This window comes from Lysobacter olei (assembly GCF_054777355.1).
Window position 1 is genome coordinate 18,008 of the sequence record NZ_BAAHAT010000010.1, and the last position, 12,838, is coordinate 30,845.

The window sequence follows — 12,838 nt, forward strand, 5'->3', positions numbered from 1 at the left end:
CGTTGCTCAGGGCGGGGTGATGTCGACGCCACGCTGGTCCTTCACCGGGTCGCCCGCGGGGGTCTCCGGTGGCGCGACCTCGGTGGCCTGGCGCGTCGATTGCGGCGAGCCGGGGGTGGGGGTGAAATCCGCGAGCTCGCCGATGCCCAGCCGGGCCAACTGGCGGCGCGTGGCCTGCAGGCGGGTGTGCTCGAAGTAGCGGATCGCGCTCCAGGCGCCAAAACCGGTGACGAGCAGGCTGAGCCCCGCGGTGAGCAGCAGTGACCACGCCCACGGCCATCCGAGCCCGTTGCTGAGGAACACGATCAGCGTCGCCATCAGCAGCAACCATGCCGATGCGCCGAACACAATCGCCACGCCGGTGAACGCCAGCGCTCGGCCAAACGCACTGCGCGCCAACGAGATGTCGGCCAGCACCAGCGTGCGGAACGCCTTCGCCGCATCGACGGATGCCTTCAGGGTGGCCTTGCCGGTGTCGCCGATGTCGCGCAGCGCATCGTCCAGGCCGGGCGCAGGGCCCGTCCCGGAATCATTGGGCGTGTCGCGGTCGTCCCCCATCCCGCTGGCGCCCATGTTTACTTGTCGCCGCTGCGGGCCAGCTTGGCGATGATCCAGCCTGCGGCGAACGCGACGCCGAACGAGGCCAGCGGGCGCTCGCGGATCAGTTCGGCAGCGCTGTCGATCAGGTCGCGGCCCTTGTCCATCAGGGCGTCGACCTGCTCGCGCGCGGCGCCACCGGCCTGTTCGGCGGCCGCGATACCCGCCAGCGCGCTGTCGGCCAGGTCAGCGGTGACGTTGGCCTTGCCCACCTTCAACTCGGCGCCGGCCGCACTCGCGGCGTCCTTGATCGCGCTGCCGGCGTCAGCCGCGGCCTGCCGCAACTGGCCGCCAGCCTCGCTGAGGTTGGACTTCATCGAATCGGTCGCATTGGGGCTCATCCTGTCCGCTCCTTCGTGGGGTGTGGGTCAGCGCATCGGCAGGTCGCCGCGTTGGTTGCCTCGCACGACGCGCAGCACCAACTGTGCCGGGGCGCGTGTGAAGCCGGCGCGGAAGCCCGGCAAGTCGTCGAACTCGCCGGTGCTGGCCGCGACGATCCGGTCGCCGGCCTGCAGCCCATTCTGCGCCGCGCGGCTGCCGCGGGCCACCGCTTCCACCAGCACGCCCTGCTCGCCGGCCTGGCGCAGGCGCTCGGGCAGTTCGGCCAACGTGGCGCCGGCCAGGCGCTCGTCCAGTTCCGCGCCCGGCAGCGAGCGCGGGTGCTCGCGCAGCGTGGTGGTGAGCTTCACCGGCTTGCCGTCACGCAGCACGTCCAGCGTGACGCGGCTGCCCACGGCCTGCAGGCCTTCGAAGTTGCGCAGGGCATCGCGGCCGTCCACGCGCTCGCCATTGGCGGCCGTGATCACGTCACCTGCGCGCAGGCCCGCCGCCGCAGCCGCGCCGCCGCTGAAGACCCGCGTCACCACCGCGCCGCGGGTGTCGGCCACGCCCAGGCCGGTGGCCAGTTGCGCGTCCAGGTCCTGCGTGTCCATGCCCAGCGTGCCGCGGCGCACCTCGCCGGTCGCCACCAGCTGGTTCATCACGTTGCGCACGAGGCTGGTGGGGATAGCGAAGCTGAGGCCGATGTTGCCCGCCATGCTGCCGCGCGGGTTGAAGCTCGCGGTGTTGATGCCGACCAGCTCGCCGTTGAGGTTGACCAGCGCGCCGCCGGAGTTGCCCGGGTTGATCGACGCATCGGTCTGGATGAAGTTCTGGAAGCCCAGCCCGCGCAGCCCGCTGCGGCCCACTGCCGAGACGATGCCCGAGGTGACCGTCTGGCCGATGCCGAACGGGTTGCCCACCGCCACCACGAAATCGCCCACGCGCAGCGCGTTGGAATCGCCCAGCGGCAGCGCCTGCAGCTTGTCGGCGGTGATCCGCATCACCGCGATGTCGGTGTCGGCGTCGGAGCCGATGAAATCGGCCTTGAGCGTGCGCCCGTCCGCCAGCGTCACCGACACCGCATCCGCGCCTTCGATCACGTGGTGGTTGGTCAGCACCAGCCCGCGCTGCGCGTCGACGATCACGCCCGAACCCAGCGACTCGTTGATCCGCTCCTGCGTCAGCTCGGGGAACATGCGGCGGAAGATCGGGTCGGCGCCAAACGGGCTGACGCGCACGCGCTGCTTGGTGTGCACGCTGACCACGGCCGGGGTGACGCGCTCCAGCATGGGGGCCAGCGAGGGCAGGGCCTGGCCGCCGACGGCCGCCGGCAGCGCGGCGCTCATGGGGGTGGCGGCGGAAAGCGGTTCGGCCTGGGCCGGGGCCTGCAGGGCCTCGCGCAGGGCGGTGGCAGCGAAGCCGCCGAAGGCGGCGGCCAGGGAAAGGGCGAGCAGCGTCTTGGTCGAGGTTTTCATCGGCGTTGCATCGGAAGGGGGTGGGCGCGCAGCGCAATTCGCCCACGATACGGGGTTGTGGTTCAGTTTCGAGGTGAACGCTGCAATCGGGGCTGAAGCCGTCCGCTTCAAGCGGCCCGTGGGCCCGCCGGGAGCCGGGCGGGCAGCGCGACGACGGGCGGGGCCGTGCCGGCGGGACCGATCCTGTGACGCGGTGCACCACGCGTTCGTCGGATGGGAAAAATCCGCTGTCACGCTGTAACCCGCGCCGTGTCTGCATGGCAGCGAAGTCAATATGCGACTGCCATCAAAAAGCCGTTGACACCGCCCGGGGTGGGGGGTAGTTTCGACTGCCGTCGCGGCACACTACATCTTGTGGTCGTGCCGACGGGGAATCCCAGTCTTAGGGGTTCGCTTGGATCGGTAAGGCGGCCATGGGGAGTGGCGCATGAACGAAGCAAGCATGGCCTTCGGCCCTGAAAAACAGCAACAAACGCGGCGCGGATGACGCAGCCGCGGGCATGCGCGTCTGCGGGATTCCGCCGGCGCGGGAACAACAAGAAACCATGGTTGTGGACACCCTCCACAGCCACAATCACGGAGACAGGACAGGCATGAGCACCGTGCGCCTCGAGGCGGTAAAGATGGTCACCACAGCCAAAGACATCCCGATGCAGCCCGCGTCCACGGACATCTGGGACAAGAAGTACCGGCTGAAGACCAAGACCGGCGAGGCCCTGGATGCCGACATCGACGGCACCTACCAGCGCGTGGCCAAGGCGCTGGCCGAGGCCGAGCCGACCGCCGAGAAGCAGCAGTACTGGCAGGAGCGCTTCACCTGGGCGCTGCGCCGCGGTGCCATCCCCGCCGGCCGCATCACCTCCAACGCCGGCGCGCTGGAGCACAAGCCTGCGACTTCCACCATCAACTGCACCGTGTCCGGCACCATCGAGGACTCGATGGACGGCATCCTGGAGAAGGTGCATGAGGCCGGCCTGACCCTGAAGGCCGGCTGCGGCATCGGCTACGAGTTCAGCACGCTGCGCCCGCGCGGCGCGTTCGTCGCCGGCGCCGGTGCGTATACCTCCGGCCCGATGTCCTTCATGGATATCTTCGACAAGATGTGCTTCACCGTGTCCTCGGCCGGTGGCCGTCGCGGCGCGCAGATGGGCACCTTCGACGTGTCGCACCCGGACGTGAAAGACTTCATCCGCGCCAAGCGCGAGGACGGCCGCCTGCGCCAGTTCAACCTGTCGCTGCTGATCACCGACGGCTTCATGGACGCGGTGCACAACGACGCCGACTGGCCGCTGGTGTTCCCGGTCAACATCAAGGAAAAGAACGACCTGGACCTGGCCGACGCCAGCCAGGTGGTCTGGCGCGACTGGCCCGCGCACCGCAACTACATCACCCGCGATGATGGCCTGGTGGCCTGCAAGATCTACGGCCACATCCGTGCCCGCCACCTGTGGGACATGATCATGGTCTCGACGTATGACTACGCCGAGCCGGGCTTCATCCTGATCGACCGCGTCAACGAGATGAACAACAACTGGTGGTGCGAGAACATCCGCGCCACCAACCCGTGCGGCGAGCAGCCGCTGCCGCCGTACGGCGCGTGCCTGCTGGGTTCGGTCAACCTGACCAAGTTCGTGCGCAACGCGTTCACCGACCAGGCCGAGTTCGACTGGGAGGAGTACAAGGAAGTGGTGCGCGTGTTCACCCGCATGCTCGACAACGTGGTCGAAGTGAATGGCCTGCCGTTGCAGCAGCAGCGCGACGAGATCATGCGCAAGCGCCGGCACGGCATGGGCTTCCTGGGTCTGGGCAGCACCGTGACCATGCTGCAGATGAAGTACGGCTCCAAGGAGTCGTGCGAGTTCACCGAGCGCATCGCCCGCGAGATGGCCGTCGCCGGCTGGGAGATGGGCCTGGAGCTGGCCAAGGAGAAGGGCCCGGCGCCGATCATGGAAGAGCGCTTTGCCGTCACCGCCGAGATGCTGCGCAAGCGCCCGGAGATGGTGAAGGACGGCTGGAAGATCGGCCAGGAGATCCCCGGGAAGGTGCTGCACGCCAAGTACAGCCGTTACATGCAGCGCGTGGCCACGGTGGCCCCGGAGCTGGTGGACGAGCTGGCCGACGTCGGCGCGCGCTTCACCCACCACAGCTCCATCGCCCCGACCGGCACCATCTCGCTGAGCCTGGCGAACAACGCCTCCAACGGCATCGAGCCCTCGTTCGCGCACCACTACAGCCGCAACGTGATCCGCGAAGGCAAGAAGTCCAAGGAGAAGGTGGACGTCTACTCGTTCGAGCTGCTGGCTTACCGCGAGCTGGTCAACCCGAAGGCCATGCCGTTTGCCGATGACGAGGCCGCCAAGCTGCCGGACTACTTCATCGCCGCCGACGACATCACGCCCAAGGAGCACGTGGACGTGCAGGCCGCGGCGCAGAAGTGGGTGGACAGCTCGATCTCCAAGACCGCGAACGTCCCCACGGACTACCCGTACGAGGACTTCAAGGACATCTACACCTACGCCCACCAGCAGGGCCTGAAGGGGTGCACCACGTTCCGCTTCAACCCGGCCGCCTTCCAGGGCGTGCTGGTCAAGGAAGCGGACCTGGAGAACACCACCTACCGCTTCGAGCTGGAAGACGGCACGGTGCTGGAGGTCAAGGGCAACGAGCAGATCGAGTACGACGGCGAGATGCACACCGCGGCCAACCTGTTCGACGCCCTGAAGGAAGGGTATTACGGCAAGTTCTGACGTCGGCCTGGGCCGATGTCGGGCGGTTCCTGGTCCTTGCGGATCACGGTGGGGGCGGACGCATCGCCCCGCGCGGAAACCGGGCCGGTTCCGCGGTCACTTTCTTGGCCCCGCCTGCAACGCGTTTCACAGCGCGTTGCAAGCGCAGCAGGTATAGCATCGCTCCGGTAACACCCAACTTCTGTACGCATATGCCCGCAAGGAGGGCTGCATGAGCAACGGTAATGGAGTGACGGCGACCCTGAACCAGGCCGCCGAGAACGTGATGGAAACCGCCAGCAACATCGGCACCGCGATTGCGCACACCGCCGAAGGCGCCGTGGCCACGGTCAAGAAGACCGCGACCAAGGCCCGCAAGGCCGCCAAGAAGGCCGTGGGCACGGCGAAGAAGAAGCTCGCCAGCGCCAGCGCCGCCGCCAAGAAGGAAGCCAAGGTGCTGAAGGCCAAGGCCACCGGCAAGAAGACTGCGGCCAAGAAGGCCACGAAGAAGGCTGCCAAGAAGACCACGGCAAAGAAGGCCACGGCCAAGAAGGCAACGGTCAAGAAGGCGGCGAAGAAGGTCGCCAAGAAGGCCACGGCCAAGAAGGCGACGGTGAAGAAGGCCGCCAAGAAGGTAGCGAAGAAGGCCACCGCCAAGAAGGCCGCGGTCAAGAAGGCCGTGAAGAAGGTGGCCAAGAAGACCACCGCCCGCAAGGCGGCGGCCAAGAAAGTAGCGAAGAAGGCACCGGCCAAGAAGGCCGCGAAGAAGGTCGCCAAGCGTCCCGCAAAGAAGGTCGCGAAGAAGGCTGCCAAGAAGAAGTAAGCACGTCCCGGTACCGAACCTCCCCTGCATGGCAGGGGAGGCCCGGAACCCCCCACACCGCAAGACAACCGCAACACCGCATCAGGAGCAGGGCCGATGGCCGTCAAGATCGACAAGAAAATCAAGGGCTACAGCGTCGTGACGCCCGAGGACAAGGCCAAGCAGCAGGCCCAGGCGGAGGCTGCCAAGAGCGCCGCGCCGGCCACCGAGGCCCTGGCCGACAACGTCATCCAGATGCACGAGCGCATCGAGCGCCCGGAAATCCTGATCGGCAGCACCTACAAGATCAAATCGCCGCTGTTCGAGCACGCGCTGTACGTGACGATCAACGACATCGTGCTCAACGCCGGCACCGAGCACGAACTGCGCCGCCCCTTCGAGATCTTCATCAACTCGAAGAACATGGACCACTTCCAGTGGATCGTGGCGCTGACCCGCATCATGAGCGCCGTGTTCCGCAAGGGCGGCGACGTGACCTTCCTGGTGGACGAGATGAAGGCGGTGTTCGACCCGCGCGGCGGCTACTTCAAGGCCGGCGGTGTGTACATGCCGTCGCTGGTGGCCGAGCTGGGCGCGATTGTCGAAGACCACCTGAAGTCGATCGGCATGCTGCACGACCCGGAGATGAGCGCCGAGCAGCGCGCGCTGATCGCCGAGAAGCGCCGCGCGTACGAAGACCGCTCAAAAAAAAACAGTGACGTAACCGATCTGTTTCCCGAGCCGAAGGTGGCCGATGCCCCGCGCAGCGAGGACGTGGTGGTTACCGGTGAAGGCGCCTCGTTCCCGCCGTCGGCCACCATGTGCCACAAGTGCAGCCAGAAGGCCGTGGTGATCATGGACGGGTGTGCGACCTGCTTGAACTGTGGTTATAGCAAGTGCGGGTAAGGCCCGTGGCATGAAGCATTGGAAGAAAGGGCCCAGTGGGCCCTTTCTTTTTTGCGGGATGACTGCTTCTACCAAACCAGATCGTCAGGCACCTGGAACTGCGCGTAATACGCATCATCTTCGGACGTGGTGGGCGACGGCTCCGCTGCCTGCCCATGATCAACCACAATCATGCTGGCATCCCGCTCCCGCACCTTGTCCGCGGCCACGCGCGGAAGCAGCTCATAGCGATCGCCTACGCTGACGATCACCAGCGCCCCATTCGACAACTGCTTGCGTAGCTCGTCATTCACAAGCAGCGTGCGGATGGCGCCATCAGCGGTAAAGCGATACTCGCTTTCCCCCGAACGCGGCACTTTGCGGTCCTCGATGATCTGCCGTGCTTGCGCGCGCAGCTCCGCAGTGCGCGCCTGTGCCTTGCGCTCCGCTTCCAGGGCGCGATCGCGCTCCGCCTTCTCGGCCCGTGCGCGCTCGGCTTCGAGCTGGATCTCGTTGGGCGCAGCCGGCCCTTTGGCATGCCGGGCCTTGTTCTGCTCGCGCGCCACCTCGGCCACTTTGGACTTCTTGACCAGGCCCGCCTTGAGCAGCTGTTCCTGGAGCGGATTCGCCTTCGCCATGTCGCAGTTTCGTGTTCAGGGTTTCCGGCCCATGATACTCGCCGTCCCCGCCACGCGCCCTCGTCCTCGCCGCCCATGCAGCCCCTGAAGTACCTCGCCGGTTACCCGCCACACCTGCAGGCGCGCGTGCACGAACTGATCGCGCAGGGCCGGCTGGCCGCGGTGCTGGCCGACAAGTACGGCGAGGCCCACGCGGTGCGCAACGATGGCCAGCTGTACAGCTATGTCCAGGAACTGAAGGACCGGCACCTGCGCAAGGCGGTGCCGCTGGGCAAGGTGCTCTACGACGGCAAGCTGCAGGTGATGAAGCACGCGCTGGGCACGCACACGGCCATCTCGCGGGTGCATGGCGGCAAGCTCAAGGCCAGCCGCGAGATCCGCATCGCCAGTGTGTTCCGCGATGCACCCGCGGCGTTCCTGCGGATGATCGTGGTGCATGAGCTGGCGCACCTGAAGGAGGCCGAGCACAACAAGGGGTTCTACCAGCTGTGCACGCACATGGAGCCGGCCTACCACCAGCTGGAGTTTGATCTGCGGTTGTACCTGACGCAGTTGGAACTGGCCCCGCCGTCACGCGCGCCGTAACCCGGATGCTTCCCAGGCGCGATTAGCGCGCACTCACGCCAAGGCCACGCGCACCGCGGTGACCTTGTACTCGGGCGCGCCCGTCACCGAGTCCCGGGCCGGGCCGGTCACGCGGTTCAAGCTGCGGTTGGGGTCGTGGAAACTGGCGAACAGCTGCCCGGGCGATACGGCGTCGGTGATGCGCAGCGGCAGCACGGTCTCGCCGTAGCGACTCTCGACCCTTAGTGGCATGCCGTCGCGCAGGTTCAGCTGCCGCGCGTCGTACGGGTGCATGTCGAGCGTGTCCGTCGGGCGCAGCACCTGCTGCGGCGTGCGTCCGGTCATGGTGCCGACATTGAACTGGTACAGCTGGCGGCCGGTGGTGAGCAGGAACGGATACTGGGCATCGACCTGCTCGCGGGTTGGGCAATACTCGATCGGCTCCAGCTTCGCGCGCACACCGTTGGCGAAGTGCGCCTGATGCAGCACGCCGGTGCCGGGATCGTCCGCGTCCATGCACGGCCATTGCAGTCCTTGCCGGTCAAGGCGGTCGTAGCTGATGCCGGCGACCGCCGGCCACAGCTGGCGGATCTCGTCCCATACCGCCTGCGCGTTCGCATGCGCGAACTGCGTGCCGTGGCCGAGCGCGCTCGCCAGCCGGGTGATGATTTGGCTGTCGTCCAGTGCGTCGCCACGCGGGCGGAGGGCGCGACGCACGCGCTGGATGCGTCGCTCGGAATTCATGAACGTGCCGTCCTTCTCGAAACTCGACACGCTGGGCAGGAACACGTGGCCGAAGGCGCGGGCGGTCTCGTTGAGGAACAGATCCTGAACCACAACCAGCTCCAGTTGCGCCAGGGCCGCGGCGGTCTCGTGGGTTTGGGCGAGGCTGGCGAGGATGTCGAAGCCGACCACGTACAGTGCCTTCAACCGGCTGGTGCGTGCCGCATCGAGCATCTCCATCAGGTTAAGGCCGCGCGCATGCGGCGGCGCCACGCCCCAGGCTTGCTGGAAGCGCGCGCTCGCATCGGCCAGGCGCACCGCGCCGGTGAGCGTGCCGGGTTCGCAGCCCATGACCGCGGCGCCCTGCACGTTGTTCTGGCCGCGCAGCGGGTTTATGCCGGCGCCGGGCCGGCCGAGGTTGCCGGTCAGCAGCGCCAGGTTGATCAGCGCCATCACCCCCCGCGTGCCCTGCACATGCTCGGTGAGGCCGAGGCCATGCAGGCACATCGCCGGGCGCTGGCGCGCGTAGAGGCGCGCGGCGGCGCGGATCGCGTCGGCAGGCACATCGCACAGGGCGGCGGCGCGCTCGGGGGTCCACGCCGCCACGAATGCTGCGAACGAATCGCCGCCGTCGACGCGGGCGGCCATGAAGTCGCCGTCGACCAGGCCTTCGACCAGCATCACGTGGGCCATCCCATTCAGCAGTGGCACGTTGGTGCCAGGACGCAGCGCCAGGTGCACGTCGGCGATGTCAGCGAGCGCAGTGCGGCGCGGATCAATCACGATCAGCTGGGCGCCGCGCCGCACCTGCTGGCGGATGCGCGCGCCAACCACCGGGTGGTTTTCCAACGGGTTGGCACCGACCACCAGGAAGCACGCGGCCTGCTCGATGTCGTCGAAGCTGTTGGTGGCCGCACCGGTGCCGAGCATGTGCTTCAGCGCCGCCGCGCTGGGGGTGTGGCAGACGCGCGCGCAGCAGTCGACGTTGTTGGTACCAATGGCGATGCGCGCGAACTTCTGCGTCAGGTAGTTCTCCTCGTTGGTGGCGCGCGCGGAGCCGAGCACACCGACCGCGTCGGGTCCGTGCGCGGTGACGATGCGGCGCAGGCGGTCGGCGACGTGTGCGATGGCATCGTCCCAGCCGACGCTGTGCCACTGCCCGTGGTGCCGCAGCCGCGGCGTGGTGACGCGGTCGGCGGCATCGACGTAGGCGTAGGCGTAACGACCCTTGGAACACACGTGTCCCTTGTTCGCGGGTGCACCTAGCACCGGTCGGCTGGCGACGATGCGGTCGTCGGCAACCGCGATCTCCAGCTCGCAGCCGACCGCGCAATACGGGCACACCGTGCGCGTGTGCAACGTTGGAGGCGGATCGTGCCAGGCACGGGCGTCGGTGAGCGCTGCGGTGGGGCAGGTGTCGACGCAAGCGCCGCAGCCCACGCAGGCGCTTTCGGTCAGCGGCACGTCGCCCTCGGTGGCGATGCGCAGGTTGGCACCGCGGCCCAGCACATGCCAGACCGATTCGCCCTGCAGGTCATCGCAAATCCGCACGCAGCGCCGACAGCCGATGCAGCGGCTCATGTCCACGCGGATGTACGGGTGTGATGTGTCGAGCGGACCTTGCGCGGAGGCGCGTGCGGCGATGCCATGGTGCAGCAGTTCGCGATGCAGCGGTTTGTCGGGAAAACGCTGCAGCTCCGCGGGCGCTGCCCGGTCGGCGAGTTGTTCCAGCAGGTGGTGGCGGAAGCCAGCCAGCGCGGCGCTGCTGGAGCGGATCTCGCAGCCGTCGGTCAGCGGTTCATGGCAGGCGGTGCGATTGTGGAACGGCAGGCCGGATCCTGGAGACATTTCGACCGCGCACGACCAGCATTGGCCGATGGGTGCGAGCCGGGAGTCGTGGCACAGCGTCGGCAGTTCGATCCCCAACGTGGCCAAGGCTTGCAGCACGGTGAGCCCGGGCGGAAACGCGTGCTCCGCGCCATCGATCACGACCTTGAGCCGCGCGTCATCCATGGGCGCATCCTACACCTGGGTTGCCCGGTTGCCCGGTTGCCCGGTTGCGGGGTTGCGGGCGTCGGGCGTTAGCATTGCCCGGCGGCGCTAGGCTTTGGCCAGCCCCAGCCGTTCGCTCACCGCATCGGCGTAGTTGGGCCCCACCGGCACCGTGGCGCCATCGCGCAGGGTCAATGCCATGCCGCCGTTTCCCTGGCGCTGCACGCCGGTTACCAGGCCGAGCCTGACGAACGCAGAGCGGTGCACGCGCACCAGTCCGGCCGGATCGAGCTGGCGCTGCAGCGCGCTCATGGTGGCGCGGTGGATGAAGCTGCGCGTGGCGGTATGCAGCATCACGTAATCGCGTGCGGCCTCGATCCAGTCGATGCTGTCCACGGGCACGCGCTGCGAGCCGTTGCGCACCTGCACCCAGATGGCCTGCTCGTAGTGCTCCGCGGCTTCGGCCTCGGGGGGCTTGGCAGCGGCGATGTCCTGCAGGGCGCGCCGCCGCCGCGCGCGCTCGACGGCTTGGCGCAGCCGGTCGAAGCGCACCGGTTTGAGCAGGTAGTCGGTGGCGTCCACCTCGAAGGCGTCCGGCGCGAACTGCTCGAACGCAGTGACGAACACGATCTCCGGCCGCGCGTCGCTCGCTAGGTCGGCCGCCACGGCGAGCCCGCACTTCTCTGGCATCTGGATGTCGAGCAGCACCAGTTCGGGCTGCAGCGTGGCGATCTTTTCGCCCGCTTCCTGGCCGTCGCGTGCGGTGCCGACGACCTCAACATCCGGCAACTGCTGCAACAGCGCCAGCAGCCGGTCCAGCGCGAGGGGCTCGTCATCGACCAGCAGCACGCGCAGCCCGTTCATGGGGTTTCCATTGCGGTGGTTGCCTGCGCAAGCGGCAGCCGCAGGGCGGCGCGGTAGCCGCGAGGCAGCGGCGCGGCGTGCAGGGTGCCGCGCTCGCCGTGCAGCACCGCCAGACGCTGGCGGACATTGGCCAGGCCCACGCCGGTGCCGCCGCGCACGCCCGCGGCCTTGGCCGGGTCGCCGTCGTCCTCGACCAGGATGGCCAGGTCATCGCCCTCGCGCGCCACGGCAATGCGCAGGGTCACCGTGTCGCGCGTGGGCGCCACCGCGTACTTCACCGCGTTCTCCACCAGCGGCTGCAGGATGAAGCTCGGCACGCGTGCATCTTCCAGCTCGGGCGGACAGTCGAGCACTACTCGCAACCGTTCGCCGAAGCGCACGGTCTCGATGTCGAGATAGGTCTCGATGGTGGCCAACTCCTGTCCCATGGTCACGGTGCTGGCCGGATCGGTGACCAGCGTGGTACGGAGGAAGGTGGACAGTTTGGCGAGCAGCGCTTCGGCTTGGTCATTGCGCCCGGTCACCACTAGCGACGAGGTTGCATTGAGCGCGTTGAAGAGCAGGTGCGGGTTGAGCTGGTAGCGCAGCGCCGCCAGTCGAGCGGCGCTGGCGGAGGCTTCCGCCCGGGCCGCCAGCGCGCGCGCCTCGATCTCGGCCGCGCGGGCATCGGCGAGTTCGCGCTCGCGTTCGCGCACTGTGCGGTTGGCCTGGATGATGACCAGGATGGCGGCGATCAGCCCGTACAGCCAGACGAAGCCGACGACGTTGTTGAGCGTGCGGGCCAGCGTGGCGAACGGGTCGTCGCGCGCCGTCAGCCGCAGCCACCACGTGGCGAGGAAGTCCGCGACGCCGAGCAGCGCCGCGGCGGCGAGCACCGCGACAACCATGGTGGCCAATTTGGTCGCCAGCGGACGCTGCCGCACGCGCACGGCGGCCAGGTGCACCAGCGACGTGAGCGCGATGCCGACCAGGTACAGCACGCCGACGTGTTCGAGGAACGCAGGCGGCAGTTCGCCTGCGCCCAAGTAGGTGGGCAGCACGAACAGGACGCAGGACAGCGTCCAGACGCTGAAGCCCAGCCAGGCCGCCTGCCGTGTATCCGCGCTCAACCGTGCCATCGCGCCCCCTCGCTGCAACGCCTCCACCTTAGCGAAATGGCGCGGCGGAGGCGCGGTTTTCGTCGCGCCGTCCCGGGCTTTCGTCGATGCGCCCGGTCCCCGTCGACGGACGGTGCAGTCCGGTCGAAATCTG

Annotated in this window: 11 protein-coding genes; 4 read left to right on the forward strand and 7 right to left on the reverse strand. The window is 68.0% G+C overall.

All coding sequences use genetic code 11. The annotated features are described in order from the left end of the window. Positions 1-6 precede the first annotated feature (6 nt). The 3 genes from ACYVBS_RS13460 to ACYVBS_RS13470 are packed head-to-tail and all read right to left on the reverse strand — an operon-like array spanning position 7 to position 2,393. A complete protein-coding gene (locus ACYVBS_RS13460; RefSeq protein ID WP_460824231.1) occupies positions 7-573 on the reverse strand; it encodes a phage holin family protein in 567 nt (188 codons plus the stop codon). 2 nt (positions 574-575) lie between these two features. Further along, a complete protein-coding gene (locus ACYVBS_RS13465; RefSeq protein WP_460824232.1) occupies positions 576-938 on the reverse strand; it encodes a hypothetical protein in 363 nt (120 codons plus the stop codon). A 27-nt stretch (positions 939-965) separates the two neighbouring features. Next, positions 966-2,393 (reverse strand): Do family serine endopeptidase, encoded by a 1,428-nt coding sequence (locus ACYVBS_RS13470; protein WP_460824234.1) that lies wholly within the window; start codon positions 2,391-2,393, stop codon positions 966-968. 593 nt (positions 2,394-2,986) lie between these two features. Here ACYVBS_RS13470 and ACYVBS_RS13475 point away from each other — a divergent pair. From ACYVBS_RS13475 to ACYVBS_RS13485, 3 genes are all read left to right on the forward strand, one after another. Next, entirely contained in the window at positions 2,987-5,140 is a 2,154-nt protein-coding gene (locus ACYVBS_RS13475) for an adenosylcobalamin-dependent ribonucleoside-diphosphate reductase (RefSeq protein WP_460824236.1), read from the forward strand. A 211-nt stretch (positions 5,141-5,351) separates the two neighbouring features. Next, positions 5,352-5,942: a hypothetical protein gene (locus ACYVBS_RS13480; RefSeq protein WP_460824237.1), complete on the forward strand. Its 591-nt coding sequence runs from the start codon at positions 5,352-5,354 to the stop codon at positions 5,940-5,942. Between the two features lie 96 nt (positions 5,943-6,038). Then, complete coding sequence (locus ACYVBS_RS13485) at positions 6,039-6,827, forward strand: TSCPD domain-containing protein (protein ID WP_460824238.1); 789 nt, start codon at positions 6,039-6,041, stop codon at positions 6,825-6,827. A 68-nt stretch (positions 6,828-6,895) separates the two neighbouring features. Here ACYVBS_RS13485 and ACYVBS_RS13490 read toward each other — a convergent pair whose 3' ends face one another. Beyond that, positions 6,896-7,444 carry a DUF2058 domain-containing protein gene (locus ACYVBS_RS13490; protein ID WP_460824239.1) on the reverse strand — a complete coding sequence of 183 codons (549 nt, stop codon included), beginning with the start codon at positions 7,442-7,444 and terminating at the stop codon, positions 6,896-6,898. Positions 7,445-7,519: 75 nt separating this feature from the next. On the opposite strand from ACYVBS_RS13490, the gene ACYVBS_RS13495 reads away from it, so the two are divergent. Next, the gene (locus tag ACYVBS_RS13495; protein ID WP_460824240.1) at positions 7,520-8,029 is read left to right on the forward strand and encodes a YgjP-like metallopeptidase domain-containing protein; all 510 of its coding nucleotides are present in this window, start codon (positions 7,520-7,522) and stop codon (positions 8,027-8,029) included. A gap of 33 nt (positions 8,030-8,062) precedes the next feature. Here the strand turns inward: ACYVBS_RS13495 and fdhF are convergent, their stop codons facing one another. From fdhF to ACYVBS_RS13510, 3 genes are all read right to left on the reverse strand, one after another. Beyond that, on the reverse strand, positions 8,063-10,744 hold the full coding sequence (gene fdhF, locus ACYVBS_RS13500; protein WP_460824241.1) for a formate dehydrogenase subunit alpha: 2,682 nt from the start codon (positions 10,742-10,744) through the stop codon (positions 8,063-8,065). Between the two features lie 87 nt (positions 10,745-10,831). After that, positions 10,832-11,587, reverse strand: a complete 756-nt coding sequence (locus tag ACYVBS_RS13505; protein ID WP_460824242.1) for a LytR/AlgR family response regulator transcription factor — start codon at positions 11,585-11,587, stop codon at positions 10,832-10,834. Then, positions 11,584-12,705: a sensor histidine kinase gene (locus tag ACYVBS_RS13510; RefSeq protein WP_460824244.1), complete on the reverse strand. Its 1,122-nt coding sequence runs from the start codon at positions 12,703-12,705 to the stop codon at positions 11,584-11,586. The genes ACYVBS_RS13505 and ACYVBS_RS13510 overlap by 4 nt, the downstream gene beginning before the upstream one ends. Between the last annotated feature and the right edge of the window lie 133 nt (positions 12,706-12,838).

What these genes read in the sequence shown, in the direction of transcription:
- ACYVBS_RS13460 (WP_460824231.1), bottom strand. Translation starts at nt 573, where the DNA reads ATGGGCGCCAGCGGGATGGGGGACGACCGCGACACGCCCAATGATTCC.
- ACYVBS_RS13465 (WP_460824232.1), bottom strand. Translation starts at nt 938, where the DNA reads ATGAGCCCCAATGCGACCGATTCGATGAAGTCCAACCTCAGCGAGGCT.
- ACYVBS_RS13470 (WP_460824234.1), bottom strand. Translation starts at nt 2,393, where the DNA reads ATGAAAACCTCGACCAAGACGCTGCTCGCCCTTTCCCTGGCCGCCGCC.
- ACYVBS_RS13475 (WP_460824236.1), top strand. Translation starts at nt 2,987, where the DNA reads ATGAGCACCGTGCGCCTCGAGGCGGTAAAGATGGTCACCACAGCCAAA.
- ACYVBS_RS13480 (WP_460824237.1), top strand. Translation starts at nt 5,352, where the DNA reads ATGAGCAACGGTAATGGAGTGACGGCGACCCTGAACCAGGCCGCCGAG.
- ACYVBS_RS13485 (WP_460824238.1), top strand. Translation starts at nt 6,039, where the DNA reads ATGGCCGTCAAGATCGACAAGAAAATCAAGGGCTACAGCGTCGTGACG.
- ACYVBS_RS13490 (WP_460824239.1), bottom strand. Translation starts at nt 7,444, where the DNA reads ATGGCGAAGGCGAATCCGCTCCAGGAACAGCTGCTCAAGGCGGGCCTG.
- ACYVBS_RS13495 (WP_460824240.1), top strand. Translation starts at nt 7,520, where the DNA reads ATGCAGCCCCTGAAGTACCTCGCCGGTTACCCGCCACACCTGCAGGCG.
- fdhF (WP_460824241.1), bottom strand. Translation starts at nt 10,744, where the DNA reads ATGGATGACGCGCGGCTCAAGGTCGTGATCGATGGCGCGGAGCACGCG.
- ACYVBS_RS13505 (WP_460824242.1), bottom strand. Translation starts at nt 11,587, where the DNA reads ATGAACGGGCTGCGCGTGCTGCTGGTCGATGACGAGCCCCTCGCGCTG.
- ACYVBS_RS13510 (WP_460824244.1), bottom strand. Translation starts at nt 12,705, where the DNA reads ATGGCACGGTTGAGCGCGGATACACGGCAGGCGGCCTGGCTGGGCTTC.